The sequence below is a fragment of the Neorhizobium sp. T6_25 genome (assembly GCF_002968555.1).
GTDB lineage: Bacteria > Pseudomonadota > Alphaproteobacteria > Rhizobiales > Rhizobiaceae > Neorhizobium.
Genome location: NZ_PVBL01000003.1, coordinates 223,339 through 248,175, shown reverse-complemented (window position 1 = coordinate 248,175; position 24,837 = coordinate 223,339). Strand labels below are relative to the sequence as shown.

22 protein-coding genes are annotated in these 24,837 nt (G+C 63.4%); 12 read left to right on the top strand and 10 right to left on the bottom strand.

Going from position 1 to position 24,837, the window contains the following annotated elements; all coding sequences use genetic code 11:
• Positions 1–123: 123 nt before the first annotated feature.
• From C5L10_RS05775 to C5L10_RS05765, 3 genes are all read left to right on the top strand, one after another.
• Positions 124–633, top strand: a complete 510-nt coding sequence (locus C5L10_RS05775; RefSeq protein ID WP_046669044.1) for a DUF1993 family protein — start codon at positions 124–126, stop codon at positions 631–633.
• Positions 634–716: 83 nt separating this feature from the next.
• Positions 717–1,394 (top strand): response regulator transcription factor, encoded by a 678-nt coding sequence (locus C5L10_RS05770; protein ID WP_105428859.1) that lies wholly within the window; start codon positions 717–719, stop codon positions 1,392–1,394.
• Positions 1,391–2,803 (top strand): sensor histidine kinase, encoded by a 1,413-nt coding sequence (locus C5L10_RS05765; protein WP_105428858.1) that lies wholly within the window; start codon positions 1,391–1,393, stop codon positions 2,801–2,803. Before C5L10_RS05770 ends, C5L10_RS05765 begins: the two co-directional genes overlap by 4 nt.
• A 3-nt stretch (positions 2,804–2,806) precedes the next feature.
• On the opposite strand, the gene nagA is transcribed toward C5L10_RS05765, so the two are convergent.
• From nagA to C5L10_RS05745, 4 genes are read right to left on the bottom strand one after another with little or no spacing between them, the layout of a single operon-like run.
• Positions 2,807–3,967 carry an N-acetylglucosamine-6-phosphate deacetylase gene (nagA, locus tag C5L10_RS05760; protein WP_105428857.1) on the bottom strand — a complete coding sequence of 387 codons (1,161 nt, stop codon included), beginning with the start codon at positions 3,965–3,967 and terminating at the stop codon, positions 2,807–2,809.
• A complete protein-coding gene (locus tag C5L10_RS05755) occupies positions 3,964–4,995 on the bottom strand; it encodes an SIS domain-containing protein (RefSeq protein ID WP_172716921.1) in 1,032 nt (343 codons plus the stop codon). Before C5L10_RS05755 ends, nagA begins: the two co-directional genes overlap by 4 nt.
• Before the next feature lie 17 nt (positions 4,996–5,012).
• The gene (locus tag C5L10_RS05750; RefSeq protein ID WP_105428856.1) at positions 5,013–5,777 is read right to left on the bottom strand and encodes a GntR family transcriptional regulator; all 765 of its coding nucleotides are present in this window, start codon (positions 5,775–5,777) and stop codon (positions 5,013–5,015) included.
• Positions 5,774–6,661, bottom strand: a complete 888-nt coding sequence (locus C5L10_RS05745; protein ID WP_105428855.1) for an N-acetylglucosamine kinase — start codon at positions 6,659–6,661, stop codon at positions 5,774–5,776. Before C5L10_RS05745 ends, C5L10_RS05750 begins: the two co-directional genes overlap by 4 nt.
• 208 nt (positions 6,662–6,869) lie before the next feature.
• Between C5L10_RS05745 and C5L10_RS05740 the strand changes: the two genes are divergently transcribed.
• The 6 genes from C5L10_RS05740 to C5L10_RS05715 all read left to right on the top strand — a co-directional run bounded on the left by C5L10_RS05740 (position 6,870) and on the right by C5L10_RS05715 (position 13,176).
• Entirely contained in the window at positions 6,870–7,784 is a 915-nt protein-coding gene (locus C5L10_RS05740; protein WP_105428854.1) for an N-acetylmuramic acid 6-phosphate etherase, read from the top strand.
• A 25-nt stretch (positions 7,785–7,809) separates the two neighbouring features.
• Positions 7,810–9,078 (top strand): ABC transporter substrate-binding protein, encoded by a 1,269-nt coding sequence (locus tag C5L10_RS05735; protein ID WP_105428853.1) that lies wholly within the window; start codon positions 7,810–7,812, stop codon positions 9,076–9,078.
• A gap of 203 nt (positions 9,079–9,281) precedes the next feature.
• Complete coding sequence (locus C5L10_RS05730; RefSeq protein ID WP_105428852.1) at positions 9,282–10,232, top strand: carbohydrate ABC transporter permease; 951 nt, start codon at positions 9,282–9,284, stop codon at positions 10,230–10,232.
• Positions 10,233–10,246: 14 nt separating this feature from the next.
• Complete coding sequence (locus C5L10_RS05725; protein WP_105428851.1) at positions 10,247–11,086, top strand: carbohydrate ABC transporter permease; 840 nt, start codon at positions 10,247–10,249, stop codon at positions 11,084–11,086.
• Positions 11,083–12,147 (top strand): Gfo/Idh/MocA family protein, encoded by a 1,065-nt coding sequence (locus C5L10_RS05720; protein WP_105428850.1) that lies wholly within the window; start codon positions 11,083–11,085, stop codon positions 12,145–12,147. The genes C5L10_RS05725 and C5L10_RS05720 overlap by 4 nt, the downstream gene beginning before the upstream one ends.
• A 27-nt stretch (positions 12,148–12,174) precedes the next feature.
• A complete protein-coding gene (locus C5L10_RS05715) occupies positions 12,175–13,176 on the top strand; it encodes an ABC transporter ATP-binding protein (RefSeq protein WP_105428849.1) in 1,002 nt (333 codons plus the stop codon).
• Between the two features lie 57 nt (positions 13,177–13,233).
• Here C5L10_RS05715 and C5L10_RS05710 read toward each other — a convergent pair whose 3' ends face one another.
• Genes C5L10_RS05710 through C5L10_RS05685 form a run of 6 tightly spaced genes read right to left on the bottom strand, consistent with a single transcriptional unit; the run spans position 13,234 to position 19,773 of the window.
• Positions 13,234–14,133 (bottom strand): carbohydrate kinase family protein, encoded by a 900-nt coding sequence (locus tag C5L10_RS05710; RefSeq protein ID WP_105428848.1) that lies wholly within the window; start codon positions 14,131–14,133, stop codon positions 13,234–13,236.
• A complete protein-coding gene (locus C5L10_RS05705) occupies positions 14,130–15,170 on the bottom strand; it encodes an ABC transporter ATP-binding protein (RefSeq protein WP_105428847.1) in 1,041 nt (346 codons plus the stop codon). The genes C5L10_RS05710 and C5L10_RS05705 overlap by 4 nt, the downstream gene beginning before the upstream one ends.
• Positions 15,170–16,684, bottom strand: coding sequence for an argininosuccinate lyase (gene argH / locus C5L10_RS05700; RefSeq protein ID WP_105428846.1), 1,515 nt, complete (start codon positions 16,682–16,684; stop codon positions 15,170–15,172). Before argH ends, C5L10_RS05705 begins: the two co-directional genes overlap by 1 nt.
• Positions 16,685–16,699: 15 nt before the next feature.
• A complete protein-coding gene (locus C5L10_RS05695) occupies positions 16,700–17,542 on the bottom strand; it encodes a carbohydrate ABC transporter permease (RefSeq protein ID WP_046637871.1) in 843 nt (280 codons plus the stop codon).
• Entirely contained in the window at positions 17,539–18,492 is a 954-nt protein-coding gene (locus tag C5L10_RS05690) for a carbohydrate ABC transporter permease (RefSeq protein WP_105416957.1), read from the bottom strand. Before C5L10_RS05690 ends, C5L10_RS05695 begins: the two co-directional genes overlap by 4 nt.
• Before the next feature lie 15 nt (positions 18,493–18,507).
• Complete coding sequence (locus C5L10_RS05685) at positions 18,508–19,773, bottom strand: extracellular solute-binding protein (RefSeq protein WP_105428845.1); 1,266 nt, start codon at positions 19,771–19,773, stop codon at positions 18,508–18,510.
• 248 nt (positions 19,774–20,021) lie between these two features.
• On the opposite strand from C5L10_RS05685, the gene C5L10_RS05680 reads away from it, so the two are divergent.
• From C5L10_RS05680 to C5L10_RS05670, 3 genes are read left to right on the top strand one after another with little or no spacing between them, the layout of a single operon-like run.
• The gene (locus C5L10_RS05680) at positions 20,022–21,248 is read left to right on the top strand and encodes an ROK family protein (protein ID WP_046637945.1); all 1,227 of its coding nucleotides are present in this window, start codon (positions 20,022–20,024) and stop codon (positions 21,246–21,248) included.
• A gap of 19 nt (positions 21,249–21,267) precedes the next feature.
• A complete protein-coding gene (locus tag C5L10_RS05675) occupies positions 21,268–23,670 on the top strand; it encodes a PIG-L family deacetylase (RefSeq protein ID WP_105428844.1) in 2,403 nt (800 codons plus the stop codon).
• Positions 23,667–24,578, top strand: coding sequence for a DMT family transporter (locus C5L10_RS05670; protein ID WP_105428843.1), 912 nt, complete (start codon positions 23,667–23,669; stop codon positions 24,576–24,578). Before C5L10_RS05675 ends, C5L10_RS05670 begins: the two co-directional genes overlap by 4 nt.
• Positions 24,579–24,837 lie beyond the last annotated feature (259 nt).

The window sequence follows — 24,837 nt, the reverse complement described above, 5'->3', positions numbered from 1 at the left end:
CCGCCACAGGGGGGCCTGATGCAACCGTCTGCCCGCTTGTTTTCCGATGCCGTGCCATTACCTGTGAGCGGTCTTTCGCGCCGGAAGCCCCGGCGTCCCGTCCGTCAACGAAGGTTTCGCACCATGTCGCTCACGCTCTACGATATCACGGTACCCGTTTTCATCCGCGCTTTCGGCAACCTCACGGAAATCCTCAAGAAAGGCGAAGCCTTCGCCGACGAGAAGGGCATTGCCCACAAGGAACTGCTGGAAACCCGGCTGGTCCACGACATGTACCCGCTGACCGCCCAGATCCAGCGAGCCAGCGACACGGCGAAATTCGTGCCGGTCCGCGTCGGACAGATCGAGAGCGTCGCGATGGCCGACGACGAAGTCACCTTCGCCGATCTGCATGCCCGCATTGAAAAGACCGTGGCCTTCCTGAACGGCGTCGACCCGGCCAGCATGGCGGACCGTGAGGACGCCGAGGTGATCCTGAAGACCCGCAGCGGCGAGACGAAGTTCACCGGCAAGAGCTACGTCCTCGGCTTCGCACTGCCGAACTTCTATTTCCACGTCACGACGGCCTACGCCATCCTGCGCCACAAGGGCGTTCCGATCGGCAAGATGGACTATATCGGCCGTTCTCAATGACTATCGCGGTAACCACCGTATCAGCGCCTCAGTGACATCGCCGCTTCCGCGTTTATAATCGTCTGCGGAAGTGGGGAGATTTCGTGCGTATTCTTCTGGTCGAGGACAATCAGGCGCTGGCCGACGGGCTGTCGACGATCCTGCGCGGCAGCGGTTACGCTGTCGATGCGGTCGCCGACGGCGCTTCGGCGGAAGCTGTCGCCGCCGCAGAGGCCTATGATCTCGTCATTCTCGACCTGAACCTGCCGGAAATGGACGGGCTCGACGTGCTGCGCGCCATGCGGGCGCGGGCGAACAAGGCGGCGGTGATGATCCTGACCGCCCGCGGCACGCCCGAGGAGCGGGTGAAGGGGCTCGATCTCGGCGCCGACGACTATATGATCAAGCCGTTCGACATCCCGGAATTCGAGGCGCGCATCCGCGTGCTGCTGCGCCGCCAGGCGGGTCTTCGCAGCTCGATCGTCAACTATGGCGGCATCACCTTCGACCTGAATTCGCGGACCTTTTCGAGCCAGGGCATGCCCCTGGACCTGCCCGCACGTGAGGTGGCGCTTCTGGAACTGCTTTTCCTTCGGGCCGGCAAGGTGGTCTCCAAGGACGCGATCATGGCGTCGCTGACCGGGTTCGACGACGACCTTTCCGCCAATGCCATCGAGCAATATGTGAGCCGCCTGCGCCGGCGTCTCGGCCCGCACGGGCTCACGGTGAAGACCGCCCGCGGCATCGGCTATTATCTCGAAACCACGGCACCGACGGCATGACATCGGTTTCTCACGGCGCCCAGCCTTTGACGCCACTGGCTGCATATTCGCTGCGCCGCCGCCTGCTCGCTTGGCTTCTCGTCTCGACGGCGGTGATCGGCACGATCGCAATGGTCGATACCTGGGACGAGGCGGTCGATACCGCAAACGACGTGTCCGACCGTGTGCTTGCCGGCTCCGCGCTGGCGATCGCCGAGCGGGTGATCGTTGCCGAGGACGGTTCTCTCGAAGTCGACATCCCCTATGTGGCCTTGGAAATGCTGACATCGGCCGCGCAGGACCGCGTCTTCTACCGCGTCGACGGGCCGCCCGGAAAATTCATCACCGGCTATCAGACGCTGCCGTCGATCCCGCGCCGGGAAGGCCAGGCTGCCGCGTTCGAGAATGCCACGTTCCGCGGCGAGCCGATCCGCGTGGCCGCCCTTGCCCGCTCCGCCTCGACCGGCATCAATTCCGTGCCCTTCACTGTCACCGTCGCGGAAACCACCATCGCCCGCCAGCAACTGACGCAGACGATCCTGATCCGCTCCGCGCTGCGCCTCCTGTTCATGATCGTCGGCGCCGCGATCATCGTCTGGGTGGCGGTGACGCTGTCGCTCCGCCCGCTCTACCGCTTCAGCGAGGCAATCGCCGAACGCAGCCCGGACGATCTTCACCCGATCGGCGAGCGTGTGCCGAACGAGGTGCAGGGCCTCGTCGATACGGTCAATTCCTTCATGGTGCGGCTCGAAAGCGCGCTCGAGGCGCTACGGCATTTCACCGGCAATGCCAGCCACCAGCTGCGCACGCCGCTCACCATCATCCGCACTCAGCTGGCACTCGCCGACCGCGCCACCGAACTTGTGGAGGTCAAGGAGGCTGCCCGCAAGGCGGACGAGGCGGTGGCAGATGCCGAGCACATCCTCGCCCAGCTGCTGCTGATGGCAAAGATCGACGCGGCCACCCGGTCGGCCTCGATGCAGCGGGTCGACCTGACCGCGTTGGCGCGCGGTGCGACGGCCGACAACGTGCCACTTGGCGCCGATGCCGGTATCGACCTCGGTTTCGAAGGGGAGGGGGAAATCATGGTTTCCGCCGAACCGCTGCTGATCGGCGAACTGATGAAGAACCTGATCGGCAATGCACTGCTTTATGCCGGAAACGGCGCCGAGGTGACGGTTCGCGTCAAGTCGGGAGACGGCATTGCGGTTCTCGAAGTGGAAGACGACGGCCCGGGCATACCGCCGGAGAAACGAGCCTCGGTGCTCAAGCGCTTCGATCGCGGCGATCGCTCGGATAAGCTCGGCACCGGCCTCGGCCTGCCGATCGTCGAGGAGATCGCCCGCCTGCATGGAGCGACGGTGATCCTCGCGGACGGCCGCGAGGGGAAGGGTCTGAAGGTCGAGATACGGTTTCCCGTAGCCGGCTAAGTCTTATTGCTGATGAACCTTCGTGCCGCCGATCCAGGTGCTCTTCATGCTAAGCTCGTTGGTGAGGAGCACGAAATCCGCATCGAATCCCCGCTTCAGCGCGCCCTTGCGGTCGGCAAGGTAAGCGGCTTCCGCGGGATAGGTGGATGCCATGCGCAATGCTTCCTCGACCGGCAGGTCGAGCGCCTCATGCGCAAACCGGACCGATGAGATCATGTCGATGTCGGCACCGGCGAGCGTACCGTCTGCGAGCGTCAGCCGCCCGTCCTGGCGCAGAATCTCGCGGCCATTCAGCGTAAAGCTCTTCATGTCCGTGCCGATGGTCGACATCGCGTCGGTGACGATGAAGATCTTGCCGGGTCCGTTCTTGGCGCGCAGCGCGACGCCCATCGCGGCCGGATGCACGTGGATGCCGTCGGCAATGATCCCGACATGGAGCGAGCCGATATCGAGTGCAGCGCCGACGACGCCCGGCTGGCGGTGGCCGAGTGGGCTCATGGCGTTGAAGAGATGGGTCACGGTGCGGACGCCGGCCTCCGCATAGGCCTTGGCGGTCTCGTAGGTCGTGTCGGTATGGCCGAGGCTCACCATGAAGCCGGCCTGCGCCAGCATCTCGGCCTGTTGCGTCGTGACATTCTCAGGCGCGACGGTGATCATCATCGCATCGAACACGCCGCGGCAGGAGAGCATCAGTTCGATATCCTTCTCCTCCATCGGCCGGATCAGCTTCGGGTCATGCGCACCCTTGCGCGCGACCGAAAGATGCGGGCCTTCGAGATGCAAGCCGAGAAAACCCGGCACGCCTTCCGCCTTGGCCTGCTTGCCGGCCGCAACGGTCCTGGACGTGATCTCGTAGGTGTCGGTGATCAACGTCGGCAACAGGGCGGTGGTGCCGAATTTCGCATGCGCGGCGCAGATCTGCCTGAGACCGGCGACCGTCGGCTCCTCGTTCAACAACACACCGCCGCCGCCATTCACCTGCAGGTCGATGAAGCCCGGCACGATCAGCCCGCCGCCGGCATCGATCTGCTCGATGCCTTCCGGCAGCTCGGCCATGGATTGGATCGCCTCGACCTTGCCGCCCGCAAGAACGAGCGCTGCATCCTCGTGCCAGAAGGTGCCGTCGAAGATGCGGGCGCCGGTAATGGCTTTGGACGTGCTCATAGCGTCTCGGTTACCTTCTTGAGTGCGACAGGCGCATCGGGATTAAAACCCTTGGCGCGCGACCATGCTTCGACGAAGCCGTAGAAGGGGAGGATCAGCGTCAGCGCGTCGGTGATCGGGTGGCCGGTCGCGACGAAGGGTAGCCTGCGGGTATTCTTGACCTTATCCGATGTGGCGAAAACGAGCGCACCCTTGGCCGAAAGGCTGTCAGCGATCTCGACGGCGGAGCCTTCCGCTGCATCGCGGGCCGCGAAGGTGACGACCGGAAAACGCTTTTCGACCAGCGCTACGGGACCGTGCAGCACTTCCGCCGCCGAATAGGCCTCGGCATGCATGTTGGAGGTTTCCTTGAACTTCAGCGCCGCCTCGCTGGCGATCGCCAGTGCCGGGCCGCGGCCGAGCATATAGAGGGATTCCGCATCGCCGAGCTCGTGTGCAAGCTCGCTCCAGTCAAGCTTGACCGCCTTTTCGAAATGCCCCGGCAGGTCGCCGATGGCGGCTTTCAGTGCCTCGTCGCCGACCCACTCCGACAACAGCGCAAGGCCGGCAACGATCGAGTTGACGAAGGATTTGGTCGCCGCAACGGCCAGTTCCGGCCCGGCATTGATATTGATCGCGTGAGCCGAAGCGCTTGCGATCGGTGAGGGGAGCGTATTGGTGAGCGCCACGGTGACGGCCCCGGCCTTGGCCGCTGCCTCGGTCATCGCGACGATATCTGGGCTCTTGCCGGACTGGGAAATGGCGATCGCCGCACCGCCGTCGAGCTTCAGCTTGGCGCCGTAGATCGAGGCAAGCGACGGACCGAGGGAAGCGACCGGCCGGCCGGCAGTAAGTTCGACGGCATATTTGATGAAGGTCGCCGCATGGTCGGAGGAGCCGCGTGCAATGGTGATCAGGAAGGCCGGGTCCTTTTCGCGCAGCGCGCGGCCGGCAGCGGCAAGCTCGGCCGCCGAGCCGTCGAGCAGGCGTGCCGCCGCTTCCGGTATCTCGTCGATCTCTTTGCGCATGTTGGTCATATTGGTCAGCATAACATCGTCCTCGAAGATCAGTTTTCGCCGAGCGAGAGCTCGGCCACGAAATCATAGGCATCGCCGCGATAGAGCGAGCGGGTGAGTTCCACCACACGGCCGGACGCCAGATAGGAAACCCGCTCGATCGAAAGCCCGGCGGAACCGATCGGCACGGCCAGCAGCCCGGCATCCGGGTTCTTCATATTGCAGGCCGATATCCGTTGTATGGCGCGCACCGGCCTCGCATCCTTTTTCCCGAGCTCCGCATAGAGCGAATTGGTCACCGCCGAAGGATCGGGCAGGAAATCGGCGGAAATGCTGGCGCGCTCGATTGCAAGCGGCATGTCGTTGCCGAGACGCAGGCGGCCGAGGCGTGCGACCTTCGTGCCGGGCGCAAGGCCGAGCATCATCATTTCCTCGGGCGAGGGGTGGAAAAGCCCGCGCTCCAGCCATTCCGATCGCGTCACCAGGCCGCGCCGCGCCATGTCCTCGGTAAACGAGGTGAGCCGTGTCAGAGGCTGCTCGACGCGCGACATCGGCATGACCACGAACGTGCCGGACCCGTGCCTGCGGGTGAGCAACCCGTCCTTGACGAGATCGTCGACCGCCTTGCGCACCGTGACGCGGCTGACATTGGCATAATCGGCGAGATCGCGCTCGGCCGGCAGGGCGTCGCCATGGCCGAGCTTACCGGTGCGGATCGCCTCTTCGAGGCTCTGGCGCAGCTTTCGGTAAAGCGGCCCGGTGCCCGCCGATTGCAGGCCGTCGAGCGGCAGGATGGCGGCGAGCGTCTCGTTCATGCGCGAAGCTCCGTCCGCGCCCCATAGGTCTTGACCGCAAGCGCCACCGCGCCCGTCAGAGCGTCCGCGAGCGGTTCGGAAAGCCGGGCGCGATGCCGCTCGGCCAGATATTCGGGATAAAGCGGCGCAAGCCCGCCGAGCAGGCAGAGCCGGCCTTTCCCCCTGGTGATACGGTTCACGGCGTCAAGCGCCTCGTCAATGCCCGTTGCCCCAGTCTTGAGAATGCGGATAGCCGCCTCGTCGCCTTGCCGCGCGAAGTCGAAGACCTTGGGCGTATGACGCCCGAAATCGCCGGGCTTCGCCAGCCGGGCGAAATCGACCACCTTTTCCGGATTGCCGTCGAACTCGGCGAGAATGGCCTTCGACAGGCCGGACATCGGATGGATGTTGTCGTAGGCGAGCAGGCTTTCCTGCAGCGCGAGCTGGCCGAGCCGGGCGCCGCTGCCGAGATCGCTCACCTGGAAGCCCCAGCCGGCGACCGAATGAAGTTTGCCTTCATGCCGGGCGATATAGACGGTGCCCGTGCCGACGATCCCGATAGCCCCAGCCTCGTTGCCGATTGCTCCCTGCAGCGCGATCACGCCGTCCGACACGATATCCGACTGCTTGAAAGGCAGCCGTGCCTGCACATAACTCACCGCATCGCCGACATTGTTGCCCGCAAGGCCGAGCACGGCGGATGTGGCGGAAAGGTCCGGCTCAAGCCCGGCTTCGGCAAAAGCGAGGCGGGATGCCTCGGCGATATGCCTGAGGGCCGTGTCGGGGTCGGTCAGGATATTGGAAGCGCCGCTTTTGCCGCGGCCGAGGATCATGCCGTTTCCGTCGGCAAGTGCCGCGCGGCAGCTTGTTCCGCCGCCATCGATTCCGATAAAATAGGCCGCCATGGGTACCTCCGGACCGAATAATACCAAAAACGTACCAATAACCAAGCATGATTTCAAAAATCTCAAGTCGCAGGTTTCATCCTGTTGATTATATGGCTATATTTTGCGGACCTTTTGCCGAAGTTATCGATCCGTTCATAAAAGTTAATTTTCCTTCTGGACAATTGGTATTTTTTTGGCATCATTTTGGATGAGAGGGAGAAACCGGATGAGCAGAACTGCCACCGAGGCAAGACATGGGAGAGCGGAAGGGCTCGATACGCTCGCGCCCGCCGAAATCCTCGTGCTTCTCGCCTCCGGCCAGCAGGCGGCAGCCAAGGTTGTCGACCATGCCATTCCCGCGATCGCCAAGGCCGCCGATCTCGTAGCTGCCGCTTTGAAATCCGGCGGCAAGGTGGTCTACGCGGGTGCCGGCAGTGCCGGCCTCGTGGCGATCGCCGATGCCATGGAACTGCCTGGCACATACGGCATACCGCCCGAACGGATCGCCATCCTGTTTGCCGGCGGTGTTCCGACCATTGCCGATCTGCCCGGTGGTCCCGAAGACGATGCCTCGCTCGGCGAGCGAGATGCCGATATCGTCGATGCGGCGGATTGCATCATCTGCGTGTCCGCGAGCGGTTCGACACCTTACACGGTCGCCGTCGCCGAAACCGCGAAACGCCGCGGCGCGAAACTCGTGGCGATGGCCAACAATGCCGGCGCAAAGCTGTTCGAGGGCGCCGATGCGGCGATCCTCCTCGAAACGCCGCCGGAAGTCGTCGCCGGCTCGACCCGCATGGGTGCCGCCACGGCCCAGAAGATCGCCTTCAACATGCTGTCGACACTCACCGCCGTCAAACTCGGCCACGTGCATGACGGCCACATGGTCAATCTGCGCGCCGACAATGGCAAGCTGCGCGCCCGCGCCGCCCGCATCGTGGCCGATATTGCCGGCATCGGGTTCGACGCGGCCCAGATCTGGGTCGAGGCCGCCGAAGGTTCGGTGAAGGTGGCGGTTCTGCTTGCTGCGGGCGCGATCGATGTCGAGGCCGCCAAGAGCTTGCTTGCCCGTTCGGACGATATGCTGCGCGTAGCGCTTGCCGAATTGCAGGCGTCCAAGAGTTCCATGAAACGCGCCTGAAGGCGCATATAAAAGGGAGAACATCATGACACGCATATTGAAAAGCATACTTTTTGCCACGACCGTACTTGCACCGGCGGGCCTTGCCGCGACCGGCGCGTCCGCGCAGACCGCAACGCTCACCATCGAGAGCTGGCGCAATGACGACCTGCCGATCTGGCAGCAGAAGATCATCCCGGCCTTCGAAGCCAAGAACCCCGGCATCAAGGTGACCTTCGCGCCGATGGCGCCGACGGAATACAATTCCGCCGTCAACGCCAAGCTCGAGGCTGGCACCGCGGGCGACCTCATCACCTGCCGCCCATTCGACCTGTCGCTTGCCATGTTCCAGAAGGGCCAGCTTGCCTCGCTGAACGACCTGCCGGGCATTTCCAATTTCTCCGACGTCGGCAAGTCCGCCTGGAGCACCGACGACGGCAAGACCACCTTCTGCGTGCCGATGGCCTCGGTCATCCACGGCTTCATCTACAACAAGAAGGCCTTTACGGATGTGGGCGTCCAGGTCCCGAAGACCGAGGATGAATTCTTCGCAGTTCTCGAGAAATTCAAGAAGGACGGCAAATACATCCCGCTCGCCATGGGCACCAAGGACCAGTGGGAAGCGGCGACCATGGGCTATTACAATATCGGCCCGAACTACTGGAAGGGCGAGGACGGCCGCAAGGCGCTGATCGCAGGCAAGGAAAAGCTGACCGACGCCGCCTGGGTCGAGCCTTACAAGACGCTCGCCAAGTGGAAGCCCTATCTCGGTGACGGTTTCGAAGCCCAGACCTATCCGGACAGCCAGAACCTCTTCACGCTCGGCCGCGCCGCCATCTATCCGGCCGGTTCCTGGGAAATCGCTCCGTTCAAGGCGCAGGCCGATTTCGAAATGGGCGCCTTCCCGCCGCCGGTGAAGAAGGCAGGCGATACCTGCTACATTTCCGACCATAACGACATCGGCATCGGCCTCAACGCCAAGGGCAAGAACCTCGAAGCTGCCAAGAAATTCCTCTCCTGGGTCGCTTCGCCGGAATTTGCCGATCTTTATGCCAACGCAGCACCAGGCTTCTTCAGCCTGAACTCGTCACCGGTGAAGATGCAGGATGCGCTTGCTCAGGAATTCGTCTCCTGGCGCCAGAACTGCAAGGCAACGATCCGCCCGAGTGCCGCCGTCGTCGGCCGCGGCCAGCCGAACCTCGACCTCGAAATGTGGCGTGTCTCGGCCAACGTCATCAACGGCACGCAAACCCCGGAACAGGCCGCTGCCGAAACCCAGAAGGGCCTCGACAGCTGGTACAAGCCGGCGAAGTAAGCATCTCAAAGACCCTCTCTGGCCTGCCGGCCATCTCCCCACAAGGGGGGAGAAAACTCGCTGAACCGGCTCGTCCTTGCCGAAACGGTGAGGCAGGTTAGTCCCTCCCCCTTGTGGGGAGGGGTTGGGGAGGGGTCTTTTTGTCTAAATAGACCTCCCGCCCGGGAGCATAATTCCTACACAACCCACCGGAACCCAAACCCATGAGCGATACCGAAATTGCCGATATCGAAACGGTTCCGGTGAAGCGCCCCACCCGTTGGCACATCGCCGTTTTCCTGGCGCCGGCCTTCCTCGTCTATACGGCGGTGATGATCCTGCCGCTGATCGAGACGCTGCGTCTGTCGCTCTTCAACATGGTCGAGGGCCAGCTCGCCTTCGTCGGCCTCAACAATTTCAAGACCCTGTTCGGCGATCCGCGCCTTTCCGCCGATTTCTGGAACGCGCTGCGCAACAACGTCATCTTCTTCATCATCCACATGCTGGTGCAGAACCCGGTCGGCATCGCGATTGCCGCCATGCTGTCGCTGCCCGGCCTGCGGTTCGCGGCCTTCTACCGTTCGGCGATCTTCGTGCCGACGCTGCTCTCCTTCGTCATCGTCGGTTTCATCTGGAAGCTGATCCTGTCGCCGATCTGGGGCATCGCGCCGAGCCTGATGGATCTGGTCGGCCTGAAATGGGCCTTTGCGCCCTGGCTCGGCAAGGCGGAAACCGCGCTCATCGCCGTCTCGCTGATCTCCGTCTGGCAATATGTCGGCATCCCGATGATGCTGATCTATGCGGCGCTCTTGAACATCCCCGACGAGGTGCTGGAAGCGGCCGAATGCGACGGCATTACCGGCTGGAGCCAGTTCTGGAAGATCAAGCTGCCGCTGATCCTGCCCTCGATCGGTATCGTCTCGGTGCTGACCTTCGTCGGCAATTTCAACGCCTTCGACCTGGTCTACACGGTGCAGGGCGCGCTTGCCGGCCCCAACGGCTCGACCGACATTCTCGGCACGCTGCTTTACCGCACCTTCTTCGGCTTCCAGAACCAGATGGGCGACCGCTCCATGGGCGCCACCATCGCGGCCGTGATGTTCCTGATCATCCTCGCCGGCGTCGCGCTCTATCTTTTCGTCATCCAGCGGCGCATGCGCCGTTACCAGTTCTGAAGGGAGCGCCAGATATGTCGAAAGCCCGCTCCGCCCCCGTCCGTGCCGCCTTCATCCACCTGGCGCTGATCGCCTATACGCTGGTGGCGCTGTTTCCGGTGTTCCTGACGCTGGTCAATTCGTTCAAGAGCCGCAGCGCGATCTTCAGCCAGCCAATGGCCCTGCCGACCCCCTCGACCTTCAGCCTGATCGGTTACCAGACCGTGCTGAGCCAGGGCAATTTCGTCGGTTATTTCCAGAACAGCCTGATCGTCACCGTCGTCTCGATCGCGCTCGTCCTGCTGTTCGGCGCCATGGCCGCATTCGCTCTGTCCGAATACCGGTTCCGCGGCAACATGCTGATGGGGCTCTATCTGGCGCTCGGCATCATGATCCCGATAAGGTTGGGCACGGTGGCAATCCTGCAGGGCATGGTCGCGGCCGGGCTCGTCAACACGCTGACGTCGCTGATCCTGGTCTACACGGCGCAGGGCCTGCCGCTGGCGATCTTCATCCTGTCGGAATTCATGCGCACCGTCTCCGACGACCTGAAGAGCGCCGGTCGCATCGACGGCCTGTCCGAATACGCGATCTTCTTCCGCCTCGTGCTGCCGCTGGTGCGCCCCGCCATGGCGACGGTCGCGGTGTTCACCATGATCCCGATCTGGAACGACCTCTGGTTCCCGCTGATCCTGGCGCCAGGCGAGGCCACCAAGACGGTGACCTTGGGCGCCCAGATGTTCATCGGCCAGTTCGTCACCAACTGGAATGCGGTGCTCTCGGCCCTGTCGCTGGCGATCCTGCCGGTCATGGTTCTTTACGTCATCTTCTCGCGGCAGTTGATCCGCGGCATCACTTCCGGAGCCGTCAAGTGACCTCGTCCACCCGCCCCATCCGTGTCCTCGTCGCCGGCCTCGGCAATATGGGCAGGAGCCATGCACTCGCTTATCACGACAATCCGGGCTTCGAGATCGTCGGTCTCGTCAACCGTTCGCGGCGCGACCTGCCGGCCGGGCTCGAAGCCTATCCGATGTTTTCCGATTTCGAGCAGGCGCTGAACGAGACCAGGCCGGACCTCTGCTCGATCAACACCTATTCCGATACCCATGCGGACTATGCGGTGATGGCGTTCGAGGCCGGCTGCGACATCTTCGTTGAAAAGCCGCTGGCGACCACCGTCGCCGATGCCGAACGCGTCGTTGCGGCCGCGAAGAAGCACGACCGCAAACTCGTGGTCGGCTATATCCTCCGCCACCACCCTTCCTGGATGCGGCTGATCGAGGAAGCTCGAAAGCTTGGCCCGCCCTACGTCTTCCGCATGAATCTCAACCAACAGTCCTCGGGATCCAAGTGGGACGTCCACAAGGCGCTGATGCAGACCACCCCGCCGATCGTCGATTGCGGCGTGCATTATGTGGACGTCTGGTGCCAGATCACCGACGCGAAGGCCGTCGAAGTCCGCGGCATGGGCCTGCGCATGACCGACGAGGTCGCGCCGGACATGTACAATTACGGCCATATGCAGGTCCTGTTCGAGGACGGCTCGGTCGGCTGGTACGAGGCCGGCTGGGGACCGATGATGTCGGAAATGGCCTTCTTCGTGAAGGATGTGATGTCGCCGAAGGGGTCGGTGTCTATTCTCGTCGATGCTAAGGCGAAGTCCGACGACATCGATACCCACACCAAGACCTCGGTCATCCGGGTCCATTCGGCCGAGACCGGCCCGGACGGCCAGTTCGTGCGGCGTGACGAGGACCTCGCCATGACCGGCGAGCCGGATCATCAAAAACTCTGCGATCTCGAACAGGCCTATGTGCTGAAAGCGATCCGCGAAGATATCGATCTCACCCGGCACATGGACGATGCCGTCCAGTCGCTGCGCATCTGCCTTGCGGCGGACGAAAGTGTGCGCACCGGCGCACCCGTCCGCCTCTAAAAGTCCGGTTTATTAAGGAAAACGCCCTTGGGTTCGCTTCAACTGAAATCCATCCGCAAGGCCTTCGGCCCTCACGAGGTGCTGAAGGGCATCGATCTCGAGGTCAAGGATGGCGAGTTCGTGATCTTCGTCGGTCCCTCCGGCTGCGGCAAGTCCACGCTGCTCAGGGTCATCGCCGGCCTTGAAGATGCGACCAGCGGCAGCGTCAGGATCGACGGTGCGGAAGTCGTCAACACACCGCCCGCCAAGCGTGGCATCGCCATGGTCTTCCAGTCCTACGCGCTTTATCCGCACCTGACTGTCAAGGACAATATGGGCCTTGGCCTCAAGCAGGCGGGCACCGAAAAGGCCGAGATCGATACGCGCGTCGCCAAGGCGTCCGGCATGCTGTCGCTCGACCCCTATCTCGCCCGCCGCCCGGCCGAGCTTTCCGGCGGCCAGCGCCAGCGCGTCGCGATCGGCCGCGCCATCGTCCGCGAACCGAAACTCTTCCTGTTCGACGAGCCGCTGTCGAACCTCGATGCCGCCTTGCGCGTCCAGACCCGTCTGGAGATCGCCGGCCTGCACCGGCGGCTGAAGGCGACGATGATCTACGTCACCCACGACCAGGTCGAGGCGATGACGCTCGCCGATAAGATCGTCGTACTGAACGCCGGCGCGATCGAGCAGATCGGCTCGCCGATGGAGCTCTATAACAAGCCGGCTAACGTCTTCGTTGCCGGTTTCATCGGCTCGCCGCAGATGAATTTCATCCCTGCCGAAAAGCTCGGCCAAACCGGCGCCAAGACGATCGGCGTTCGCCCCGAACATATCGCCCTCTCTCGCGAAAGCGGCGACTGGAAGGGCAAGGTCATCCATGTCGAACATCTCGGCGCCGACACGATCGTCTACCTGGAAACGGAAGCGACCGGCCTTCTGACTGTCCGCCTGTTCGGCGAACATGCCTATGCTCCCGACGACGTGGTGTTCGCGACGCCGGACAGGGCAAGCCTGCACCGCTTCGACGTCAACGACCGCGCCATCGTCTGAAGGCTTTATTTCATTCGCAATTCCAGGAAAACCGCTGCGCACTTTTCCTGGAATTGCTTAGTCGCCGCTCGCGAGCAGCTTGGCACCGCCGGCCGCCTGGACGGCGCGGCTGCCGAACCGGATGCCTGCCTTGAGGCAGGCTTCATCCGATGCCTCGTTCAGCCAGGCATCGATGAAGCCGGCATTAAAGGCGTCGCCGGCGCCGGTCGTGTCGATCACCGGCACGGTCTCCGCCGGCGCATGCAGCATCCGGCCGTTCGACATCGCCCAGGCGCCCTTGGCACCACCCTTCAGGAGGACCAGCGGAAAGGCCGGCGACAGCTTGGCGAGCGCGGCTTCCGGATCGGCCGAACCGGTAATCGCTTCCGCCTCTTCCAGATTGGGAAGGAAGAGATCGACGCCCTCGCAGGCTTGCAACAGGCCGCGGTCATAGATCAGCGTCGCATCCCAGCTCGGATCCAGCGAAACGGTCAGGCCCTTTTCCTTGGCGCGGAAAACGAGGTCCGGGATCTCGTGCAGCGTCGCATATTCGGCGATATGCAGGTGGCGGGCTTCGTCCCAGTCGAGCGCTGCATCGAGTGTGGCGGGCAGGGCAGGGCCGGCGCGGCGGGTGAGGAAGGCGCGGTCCTGGCCGACGACGGCCGCGACCGTCACCTGCGGTCCGGCATCTTGCGCATGTTCGATGAAACGCAGGTCGACGCCGCTGTCCCGGATTTGCTCTTCGACCCCGGCCGACAGCGAATCCGTGCCGAGCCGCGCCGCGAGAGCCACCTTGCGGCCCGCATGGGCAAGATGGGCGGCCGCGATGAAGGCGCCGCCGCCGGCCGCGATCTCCATGCCGCTGGCATAAATCTCACGGCCGAGCACCGGCAGGTGGCCGAGGCCCGTGAAAATCAGGTCGCAATAGATCCGCCCGATGCTGAGCACAGCGGATCTTTTCTCTGCATGCGTCATCATGAACGGCCCAGAAATCTCTCTGTGCTGGCATCGAAGAGGTAGACGTCGCCCGGCGCGGCTTCGCAGATGAGCGTGCTTCCGACGGTAGGCACGAATTTTTCGCGCACGGTCGCGATGATCGATGTGTCGGCCACGTCCAGATGCACCAGCGTTTCCGGGCCCAACGGCTCGACGGCGGAGACCGTTCCGGTCACCGTGAAGCCGCTGCCGCCGGTAACGGTGGCGTGGGCGATCAGGTCATGCGGGCGCACGCCGATCAGGATATCGCCGACCGGCGCCATGGCCGCGCCCGAAGCGGTGCGACGGCCGCGCACGAGGTTCATCGACGGACTGCCGATGAAGCGGGCGGTGAACACGTCGACCGGGCTGTCGTAAAGTTCCGATGGCGTCCCGACCTGCAGGATCACGCCGTCCTTCATCACCACGATACGGTCGGCCATGGTCATCGCCTCGATCTGGTCGTGGGTGACGTAGACGGTGGTGGTCTTCAGCTTTTGATGCAGCCGCTTGATCTCGATGCGCATCTGCGCACGAAGCTGGGCGTCGAGGTTCGAAAGGGGCTCGTCGAACAGGAAGGCGGAGGGATCGCGCACCATGGCGCGGCCGATCGCGACACGCTGGCGCTGGCCACCGGAAAGCGCGGCCGGCCGGCGGTCGAGCAGGGCTTCGAGGCCGAGGATCTTGCCGGCTTCCTCGATCCGCTTGTCCTTCTCGACCTTGTCGAGCTTCGAGGTATATAGCCCGAAACCGATGTTCTGGCGCACGGTCATATGCGGATAGATCGCATAGTTTTGGAAGACCATGGCGATGTTGCGCTGCTTCGGCTCGCGCTCGTTGACCACTTCCGAACCGATCTTCAGCGTGCCGCCGGAGATTTCCTCCAGCCCTGCGATCATCCTGAGCGTCGTCGATTTGCCGCAGCCGGATGGGCCGACGAAGACGACGAATTCGCCGTCGGCGATATGCAGGTCGATGCCCTTGACGGCCTCGACCTTGCCGTAGCGCTTCACCAGTTTTGTCAGTTCGATCGTCGCCATCAGCGGGCTCCCGTCAGGGCGGTGAATTTCTGGTTCAGTTCGGCGGCTGCCTTCGCCTCATGGTCCGCAGCCTTTTTGGCTTCGGCTTCGAAGGCGGCCAGCTTGTCGCGATAGGCGGCAATTGCGGCCTGCATAGGCTCAGGCGCGGGACCGCCGAAACGGGCGCGCACGGCGACGAAATGTTCGGGCGAAACGATCTCCTTGAACTTCTGGAGATCGACGGAAGGCTTGCGACCCGCCGAATGCTCGAAGGCCTTGAGGAAGGGGTCGTAGCCGTCGTTGGGCAGATCGCCCTTGGCTGCAACGACGCTTCTCGCCGTCGCTGCGGCAATCTCGTGCGCCTCCCGGAACGACAGGCCTTCGATGCGCACCAGCGAGTCGGCAAGCTCGGTAATGGTGATGCAGGACCGGCGAATGTTCTGGTCGACGCGCTCCGGGTCGATGCTGATCTGGCTGATCAGGGCGGCGAGCAGGTCGAGCACGCGGCTTGCCGAGGCGAAGGCCTCGTAGCCCATGCCTTGCGTCTCGCCTTCGCTGTCGTTCATGTCGGTGAAGGGCGTATTGTGCATCACGTCGAGCACGGTGCGGGCGCGGCCCATCGTCTGGCTGGCGAGATGGCGCAGGTGTTCGATCGGCACCGGATTGCGCTTCTGCGGCATGATCGAGGAGATCTGCACCAGCGCGTTCGGCACGTAGATCTGCCCCACTTCGAAGCTCGTCCAGAACTGGAAGTCCTGGATCAGGCGGCCGAGATGCAGGAACATCAGCTCGATCGCCGAATAGGTGGAGGTCGTATAGTCGACGGCTGCGATGCAGCTATAGGAATTGCGCAGCGGCGCAGAGAAGCCGAGCAGCTCCGCGACCCTGGCGCGGTCGATCGGGAAGCCCGACGTGGTGATCGCGGCAGCCCCCATCGGCGACAGGTCGACGATTTTCCGAGCCTCGGCGAAACGCTCGATATCGCGGACAAGCACTTCGATCGCAGCCGAGAGATAGTGTCCGAACGTGGTCGGCTGGGCCGGCTGGCCGTGGGTATAGGCAACGATCAGCGTCGCCTTTTCGCGCTCGGCAGCATCGATCATCGTGGCCAGCAGCAGCCTAGCCTTGCCCATCAGCGCGTCGATCTTGTCCTTCAGGCCGAGCTTGAAGAGCGTGTGGTCGATGTCGTTGCGCGAGCGGGCGGTATGCAGGCGCCCGGCGATATCGACGCCGATGCGGGCCTTCAGCTCCTTCTCGATCAGGAAGAAGAAGTCCTCGACCTCACCGGTATAGACGAGCGTCGACGGATCGATTTCCGTGTCGATTACCTCCAATGCGCCGGCGATCTTGGACGCGATTTCCGCGTCAAGGATGCCGGTCTCGACCAGCATCACGAGATGCGCGCGGTCGATCCTGCGGAACCCGTCTACATGATGGCTCTTGGCGCCGTCAAAGAGCGGCCGGAGCACGGTTTCCTTGTAGACCGGATCGGGGAAGATGCTGGTGTCGGAAAGGCGCGGGTTGATGTCCGCCATGGGTTTATCCTTGCATTATCCCTTTAGGCCCGCCAGCATTACACCGCGGACGATGTAGCGCTGCAGGACGAGGAAGACGAGAAGGGTGGGAAGGGTGGCGATCGCAGCCCCCGTCATGATCATTTCCCACTGGATGGACTGCTCGACCGCGAAGCTCGAAAGCCCGACCGGCAGCGTGTAGAGCTCCTTGCTGGTGGTGACGATCAGCGGCCAGAAGAACGCTGTCCAGTTGCCGAGGAAGGTGAAGATCGCGAGCGCCGACAGCGCCGGCGTCACCAAGGGCAGCGCCACTTTCCACCAGATCTGGAATTCGTTGAGCCCGTCGACGCGCGCCGCCTCGATGAAGTCGTTCGGCACGGTTTCGAAGAACTGCTTCATCAGGAAGGTGCCGAAGGCCGTCATCATGCCGGGAAACATGATGCCCCAGTAGCTGTCCAGCCAGCCGAGCTGGCTCGACATCAGGTACCACGGGATGACCAGCATCTCGGTCGGGATCATCAGGGTCGAAAGGATCGCGAGGAAGATGAAATAACGGCCGCGGAACTCGAATTTGGCGAGCGTATAGCCGACAAGGCTGTCGAAGAAGCAGTTCGACACGGTGACGAGAACGGCGATCAGCGTCGAATTGAAGAACCAGCGCATGAACCGCCCGTCGGCGAGCACCGCGATATAGTTCGCAAGCGTCGGCGCCGCGGGAATGAGGCGCAGGTCGTAGATCTGGTCGGCGGTCTTCAGCGATGTCGAGAACATGAAGGCGAGCGGCGAGACCATGATAAGGCCGCCGATGAACAGCACCGTCCAGGTGACGATCAGGCCGGGGCGAACCTTGCCGTGGCTGAGGCGAGTGGCTTCGCTCATTTCTTTTCCCTCAGGATCCAGAGCTGCAGCAGCGAAACGATCAGCAGGATGGTGAAGAGAACCACCGTCTGCGCCGCCGCGTAACCCATCGCATAGGAGTTGAACGCGGTCTGGTAGATCATCAGAACCAGCGGCTTGGTCGATCCGAGCGGCCCGCCGGGATCGTTGGTGGTCATGTTGTAGACCTGGTCGAAGATGCGCAGGAAGCCGATCGAGGAGAACACCACGAGGAAGACGGTGGTGGGTTTGAGGAGCGGTAGGGTGATCTTGCGAAGGATAGCCCATTCGCCGAGCCCGTCGATCCGCGCGGCTTCGTAAAACGTGCCCGGAATGGCGCGCAGGCCCGCCATGAAGATGATGATCTGGAAGCCGAGGCCGGCCCAGATAGCCGTCACCATGATCGAGAACAGCGCCTGGTCGGTCGAGCGGATGAACGGCTGCTGCGGAATGCCGAGCATGCCGAACACGTCGTTGATGATGCCGATCGGCGGCGGCTGATAGAACCAGCGCCAGACCCAGGCCATCGCCGCGGCGGTGGTCAGGAACGGCAGGAAATACAGCGCCCGGATGAAACTGTGCATGAAGCGGACGCGATCGAGAAAGAAGGCGATCGTGAAGGCGACAACCAGACTGATCGGCGTGCCGACGATCAGGTAGGTGAACGTGTTCTTGAACACCTTCCAGAACTGCGGGTCCTTGAAGAGCTTGATATAGTTGGCGAACCCGATGAATTTCGCCGGCCGCAGCAGGTCCCAGTTGGTGAACGACAGATAGAAGGCCTGGAACGTCGGATAAAAGCGGATGATCGCGTAGAAGAGGATCGGCAGGGCAAGGAAACTCCAGACCCAGACGAGGCGCCGCGTCCGCATGGAAAAGCGGTCGCCGAAGGATGTCCCTGGGGATCCGCCGGGGCGGCCGGACGCCGCCCCCTGCTGTTCAATCGCTGCCATGACCGGCTCCGGACCTTACGGCTTGGCCGCGTCGATGATTTCCTGCTCGGCTGCGGCCGCCTGCTTGATCGAGTCCTCGACGGACTGACCCTGCAGCAGCACGCGGTTTGCCATGTCGATGGCGTTCTGGCGTTGGGCCTGCTCATCCATGAACAGGGTGGTGTGCGCGTATTCCAGGCCCTTCAGGAACGGTGCGTAGATCGGGTCCTTCAGGTTGGCCTCGGTCAGCGCAGCCGAGCGGAGCGCCGGCAGCTCGCCGACGGTCTTCAGCCAGATCTCCATGGCGGCCGGAGAGGTGATGTAGGCCAGGAACTTCTTGGACGCTTCGAGCTCCTCGCCCTTCGCCTTGGCGCTGATGCCGTTGGCGAAATAGCTGGCATAGTTGGAGCGAACGCCTTGTGCATTGGCCGGCAGCTCGGTGACGCCCCATTCGAAGTCCTTGATGCTCTTGAAGGCGCCGAGGCGGAAGGTGCCGTCGATGGTCATGCCGGCCTTGCCGCCGCGGAACGCCGCCTGGCCTTCGTCCATGAAGCCGGCCGCGCCGATCTTCTTTTCGAGCTGCAGGCTGGTGTAGAACTTCAGGGCCTTGACGCCCGCTTCGCTGTTATAGGCGACCTTCTGGTCGTTGTCGGTATAGGGAACGCCGCCGAACTGGCGGATCAGCACCTCACGCCACCACTGGTGGTCCTGGCCGCCCATGTCGAGCGTCGAACCTTCGACGAGGAGGTTTCCCGAAGCGTCGCGCTTGGCGATCTTCTGCGCGGCGGCGACATATTCGTCGAGCGTCTTCGGCGGGCTGTTCGGGTCGAGGCCGGCCTCGGTGAAGAGCTTCTTGTTGTAGAACAGGGCGAGCGAGCGCACGGCGGTCGGCAGGCCGTAATAATCGTCGCCACGCTTCATGGCCTTGACGATCGGGAAGAAGTCGCTTTCGATCTTGGCATGCGGGAAGGCATCCTTCGGCAGCGGGGCGAGGAGGCCGCCGGCGACGAACTTGTCGAGCCAGCCGTAGAACAGCTGCATCACGTCGGGACCGTTGCCGGCCATGTTGGCGGCGATCACACGCGTCTGGTAGTCGGCATAGGGAAAGGTGACCTGCTTGACCGTGATGCCCGGATTGGCCTTCTGGAACTCGGTGATCAGCTGGTCCATCGCCTTCACACGCGTCTCGAAGACATACTGCCAGTATTCGATTTCGACCGCCTGCGCGGCATTGAATGCGAATGTGCTGAAACCGGCGACGAGACCGGCGAACAAAGTTGCCTTGCGCATGTGAGCCTCCATTTGCCCCGCCGGGTGCTCCGGTCTTGGGGACTGATTGTTCCCTGCATTCGGATGCGACCGCAGCCCGACGCGTTTATTGGTTTTCGGGAGGCGAGCCTCCCTTTGACGTGCTGCGGCGCTTTGCCCCAGCCCTGCCCTTACGGTTTCCTGAGTGCGGTCTTTTGTCAATAAGATAATTTACTTGAATTATTCTATTGCCGGATGCGGTTTCCCGGCGTTATGAATTCTGCCAACCGAAGGTGGGCAAGATGACCATACACACGATCGGCACACACCCGGTGGCTATCGGCAAGAACCCTGAACGCAGCCGTGAACACAACCGCCGCGTCGTGCTGGATGTGGTGCGCCGCCACGGTTCGCTCGGCCGCGCCCATATCGCCAAGCTCACCCATCTGACGCCCCAGGCCGTCGCCAACATCGTCGACGACCTGGCAGGCGAGGGGCTGCTGATGGAAATGGGCCGGCTGAAATCCGGCCGCGGCCAGCCGCCCATCCAGTTTGCGGTCAATCCCGAAGGCGGCGCCACCATCGGCGTCGAGATCGCCGCCGACCATATGGTGACGGTGGCGCTCGATCTGTCCGGCGGGCTCAGGGCAAAGCGCATCACGCCGCTGAAGGACACTACTCCGGGGCATATCCTGCCCGCTTTCGCAGCCGAGCTTGCCGCGGTCACGGAACTGGTCGGCGCAAAGCTGCTCGGCACCGGCGTCGTCATGCCCGGTCCGTTCGAGATCGACGGCATGACCTCGGTCGGCCCGACGACGCTGCCGGGCTGGGCGGGACTCGATGCCGCCCAGGCGCTCAGCGAGGCCTGCGGCCATGCGGTGATCGTCGAAAACGACGCGACGGCGGCGGCCGTTGGCGAGCGGCTGTTCGGCGCGGGCCTCGCTATCTCCAATTTCTGCATGATCTATTTCGGCGTCGGCATCGGCCTCGGCATCATCCAGGACGGCGCGCCCTATCGCGGCGCCTTCGGCAATGCCGGCGAAATAGGCCACGTCACCGTCGTGCCGAAGGGCAGGCCCTGCCCCTCCTGCGGCCAGCTCGGCTGCCTGGAAGGTTATGTGTCGGCCTATGTGCTGAAGGAAAAGCTGAGCTGCGTCGGTATTTCCGACACCGAGTTTTCCGATCTCGAGACGCTGCACGCGGATCGCCACCCGGTCGTCGAGGAATGGATCGACGAGGCGGCGACCTATCTCGGCCCAATGGTCGCCATGCTGGAAAACATCCTCGATCCGCAGACCGTCATTCTCGGCGGCGCGCTGCCGGATGCCATTATCGAGGACATCGTCGCCCGCATGGGCAACCTGCCGACCTCGGTCGCGAGCCGCAGACAGCGCGATCTGCCCCGCGTGCTGCGCGGCCAGACGGGGCAATTGACGGCGGCGCTCGGCGCAGCCGCCCTTCCGCTTTTCGACATGGTGACGCCCAAGCTTGAAACCTCGCTTGCCGCGCTTGCCGATATTCCCGCATGACATATTGAGGAGAGTTTTCATGCTGACCGCCCGCGAACGCATCGAACGGCAAATGGCCGATCCCTCGCTCGTCCGGCTCCATCGGAAGCTTTCGCGGCTGAAGTCGACGGTCACGATGATGAACACCGGAGCCCATCCCGACGACGAGCAGAACGGTATGCTCGCCTGGTTTCGCCTCGGCCTCGGCATGCGCGTCATCATCGCCTGCTCGACACGCGGCGAGGGGGGCCAGAACGCGCTCGGCCCCGAACGTCTCGGCCCGCTCGGCGTGATACGCTCCCGCGAGCTGGAAGAGGCGGCCCGCGTAATCGACGGCGACGTCTCCTGGCTCGGCCACGGCCCCACCGACCCGGTCCACGATTTCGGCTTCTCCAAGGATGGCGACGCGACCTTCACCCGCTGGGGCGAGGCCCGCACGGTCGAGCGCCTGGTACGCGCCTACCGCATGGAACGCCCGGATATCGTCATCCCGACCTTCCTCGACGTCCCCGGCCAGCACGGCCACCACCGCGCCATGACCCGCGCCGCCGAGACGGCGATCACGCTCGCAGCCGACCCCAATGCCTATCCGGAACATTTCACCGAGGGCCTGAAACCCTGGAAGGTCGCCAAATATTACCTGCCGGCCTGGTCCGGCGGCGGCGACACCTATGACGACGAAGTGCCGCCGCCGGACACCACGGTGACGGTTGTGGCCGAGGGCCGCGATCCGGCCACCGGCGCGGACTATGACCGGATCGGCGAATGGTCGCGTTATTACCATGCCTCCCAGGGCATGGGTCATTGGCCGAAACGTCCGGAGAAGGACTGGCAGCTGCACCTGAAGCTCTCCGCCACGGGCTTACATGCCGAGCGATCCGTTCTGGAAAATCTGCCCGCATCGCTCGCAGTGCTTGCCGATATGCCTGACCTGACCGCCAATATTGCGGAAGCTCTGCGGTCCGCCGACGCCGCCATTTCCGCGGCCGTCGCAGCCTTCCCGGACCGCGATGCGATCATCGAGGCGCTCACCGAAGTCGCCGGCTGGCTGGATACGGTTGCGACCACCGCGACCCCGCGTTTCCAGGAACTGCATGGTCATCGGATCGCCCGCAAGCAGCGGGAAATCGATGCCGCGATCATCGAGGCGGCTGCGATCTTCGAACGCGCCTATGCCGATCCCTCGGTCATCTCACCCGGTGGTTCCGCCACCCTCACCGTGGAGCTCGGTGAAGGCGCGTCGGATCATTGGGTGGGTATCCGCTCCGTCCTGCCGGCGGGTGTCTCGTCTTCCGTTCAGTCGCTTGCAGGCGACGGCGTGCTGTCGTTGACCGCGGCAGCGGATGCACCGCTTTCGAGCCTTTATCTGCCTGCATGGTCGGCGCTCGGCGGCAACGGCCATGCGCATATGGAGGTTTCGGCCGAGATCGGCGGGCGGATTGCCACCGCCGCTTTCGATCTCGAAGAGCCTTTTGCGGTAACGCCTGCCCAGTCGCTGCCCCTGCTTCCGGATGCGTTGCTCGTGCCGCTCGGTACCAAGCAGACGGAATGGCCGATCAAGGCCAATCTCTCCGGCCCCAATGCGCCGGTCTCCTTCAAGACGCCCGCCGGCTGGGCAATGAAGAAGACCGATGGTGGCTGGATCGCCTCTCCGACCGATGCGGTCAAACCCGGCCTCGTCGAGCTCGAGCCTCAGATCGACGGTGATCCGGCCTTCCAGGTCACGTCGATCGCCTACCGGCATATCGGCGGCACCAGTTTCCGTGCCCCGGCCGCGCTAAAAATCCTGTCGGTCGATCTGAAACTGCCGGAAGGCGCCCGTATCGGTTATGCCGGCGGCGGTGCCGACCGCGTCGGCATGTGGCTCTCCCGCATGGGCCTCGATGTCGCCGAACTCGACGCCCAGGCGTTGTCGGATGATCTGTCGCGCTTCACCACGATCGTCGTCGGTATCTTCGCCTTCGGCACCCGCAAGGACCTCGCCGCTGCGACCGAGCGCCTGCACCGCTTCGTCGAAGAGGGCGGCCACCTCGTGACCCTGTATCACCGGCCGAGCGATGGCTGGGATCCGAACGAGACCCCGGTCCGCCGCATCGAGATCGGCTCGCCGTCGCTGCGCTGGCGGGTGACCGATCCGAGGGCCGAAGTCACCGTGCTTGCGCCGGACCATGTTCTGCTCAAGGAACCGAACATCATCGGCCCGGAAGACTGGCTGGGATGGGACAAGGAACGCGGCCTCTATTTCGTCTCCCGCTGGGATGATGCCTATGAGCCGCTGCTCGCCATGCACGATGCCAACGAACAGCCGCTCAAGGGCGCGCTGATCTCCGCTGCCATCGGCAAGGGACGACACACCCATACCAGCCTCGTGCTGCATCACCAGCTCGACAAGCTCGTGCCCGGCGCCTTCCGGCTGATGGCGAACCTCGTACAGCCGGCGTGAGCACGGAGGCAGTCCCCGAAACGGACCGGGAGCGGGCTTCGAACGCCCGCATAGGCATCGGCTGGCTGCTTCTCGACATGACGCTGGTCTCCGGCGGCATGACGGCGCTGGTGAAGGCGCAAGGGTCGACCTATCCGGCCTTCCAGCTCGTCTTCATCCGGGCGATGATCGGGCTCCTGTTCATCCTGCCGCTGATCTGGCGACATCGCGCCGAGATGCGTCGGGTCAAGCATCCGTGGCGCAACATTTTTCGCATTTCCTGCAATGCGGTGGCGCTGACCAGCAATTTTCTCGCCATCACGATGCTGCCGCTCGCGATGGTCAATGCGGTCGGTTTTTCCCGGCCGCTGATCACCATGGCCATGGCGGTCGCGATGCTCGGCGAGACGGTGAGCCGCATCCGCTGGCTCGGCGCCGGCCTTGCCTTCATCGGCGTGCTGATCGTCATGGCGCCCGGCACGTCGAACTTCGATATCGAGGTGCTTGTGGTCCTGGTTTCGGTCGTCTTTGGTTCGCTGGCGATCATCCAGACCCGGGCGTTGAAGGACGAGAACACTACCGTGATGATGGTCTTCTACACGGTCGGCCTCGCGGTCATCACCGCCGTGCCGGCCGTCTTCACCTGGAAGCCGGTCATGCCCTTCGACTGGATCCCGCTGCTCGGCATCGGCTTCCTCGCCCAGCTCGGGCAATATTGTTTCCTGCGCGCCTATCGGATCGCCGATGCCAGCGTGCTCGCGCCCGTCGGTTACCTCTCGATCGTTTTCGTCACCGTCACCGGCTACGTCTTCTTTGGCGAGGTGCCGGAGGTGAGGGTGGTGATCGGCGTGATCATCATCCTGGCCGCGCTGCAAGGCGCAGCCTGGCTCGACCGCCGCCGCAGCCAGGCGCTGAGTAAGGCTGCCTGAGCGAAGGCCTCCTTGAGCGGAGGCCTGCCGGGCAAAGGGATGTGATGCGATGTGAACGTCATCGGACTATGATTGCCGAACTTTATCCGCTTCCGCCTGTCTCGCAGGAACAGGAGGTGCTCATGGTCGCTCTGATGTTCATTCTGAGCAATCGTGGGAGCCAAGCTCTATGGTTTGGATGAGATGTGTTGGAGCGAACTGGGGATTCTCATGAAACCGAATAGTCTGGACTCGAATCTTCCGAGGCTCCAAGATATAG

Excerpts from the sequence above, each read along its gene's own strand:
- C5L10_RS05750 (WP_105428856.1), bottom strand. The coding sequence starts at position 5,777 with ATGAACGAGACGCTCGCCGCCATCCTGCCGCTCGACGGCCTGCAATCG.
- C5L10_RS05755 (WP_172716921.1), bottom strand. The coding sequence starts at position 4,995 with ATGCTGACCAATATGACCAACATGCGCAAAGAGATCGACGAGATACCG.
- C5L10_RS05705 (WP_105428847.1), bottom strand. The coding sequence starts at position 15,170 with ATGGCGACGATCGAACTGACAAAACTGGTGAAGCGCTACGGCAAGGTC.
- C5L10_RS05685 (WP_105428845.1), bottom strand. The coding sequence starts at position 19,773 with ATGGAGGCTCACATGCGCAAGGCAACTTTGTTCGCCGGTCTCGTCGCC.
- C5L10_RS05745 (WP_105428855.1), bottom strand. The coding sequence starts at position 6,661 with ATGGCGGCCTATTTTATCGGAATCGATGGCGGCGGAACAAGCTGCCGC.
- C5L10_RS05680 (WP_046637945.1), top strand. The coding sequence starts at position 20,022 with ATGACCATACACACGATCGGCACACACCCGGTGGCTATCGGCAAGAAC.
- C5L10_RS05710 (WP_105428848.1), bottom strand. The coding sequence starts at position 14,133 with ATGATGACGCATGCAGAGAAAAGATCCGCTGTGCTCAGCATCGGGCGG.
- C5L10_RS05775 (WP_046669044.1), top strand. The coding sequence starts at position 124 with ATGTCGCTCACGCTCTACGATATCACGGTACCCGTTTTCATCCGCGCT.
- nagA (WP_105428857.1), bottom strand. The coding sequence starts at position 3,967 with ATGAGCACGTCCAAAGCCATTACCGGCGCCCGCATCTTCGACGGCACC.
- C5L10_RS05675 (WP_105428844.1), top strand. The coding sequence starts at position 21,268 with ATGCTGACCGCCCGCGAACGCATCGAACGGCAAATGGCCGATCCCTCG.
- C5L10_RS05735 (WP_105428853.1), top strand. The coding sequence starts at position 7,810 with ATGACACGCATATTGAAAAGCATACTTTTTGCCACGACCGTACTTGCA.
- C5L10_RS05725 (WP_105428851.1), top strand. The coding sequence starts at position 10,247 with ATGTCGAAAGCCCGCTCCGCCCCCGTCCGTGCCGCCTTCATCCACCTG.
- argH (WP_105428846.1), bottom strand. The coding sequence starts at position 16,684 with ATGGCGGACATCAACCCGCGCCTTTCCGACACCAGCATCTTCCCCGAT.
- C5L10_RS05730 (WP_105428852.1), top strand. The coding sequence starts at position 9,282 with ATGAGCGATACCGAAATTGCCGATATCGAAACGGTTCCGGTGAAGCGC.
- C5L10_RS05690 (WP_105416957.1), bottom strand. The coding sequence starts at position 18,492 with ATGGCAGCGATTGAACAGCAGGGGGCGGCGTCCGGCCGCCCCGGCGGA.
- C5L10_RS05740 (WP_105428854.1), top strand. The coding sequence starts at position 6,870 with ATGAGCAGAACTGCCACCGAGGCAAGACATGGGAGAGCGGAAGGGCTC.
- C5L10_RS05695 (WP_046637871.1), bottom strand. The coding sequence starts at position 17,542 with ATGAGCGAAGCCACTCGCCTCAGCCACGGCAAGGTTCGCCCCGGCCTG.
- C5L10_RS05765 (WP_105428858.1), top strand. The coding sequence starts at position 1,391 with ATGACATCGGTTTCTCACGGCGCCCAGCCTTTGACGCCACTGGCTGCA.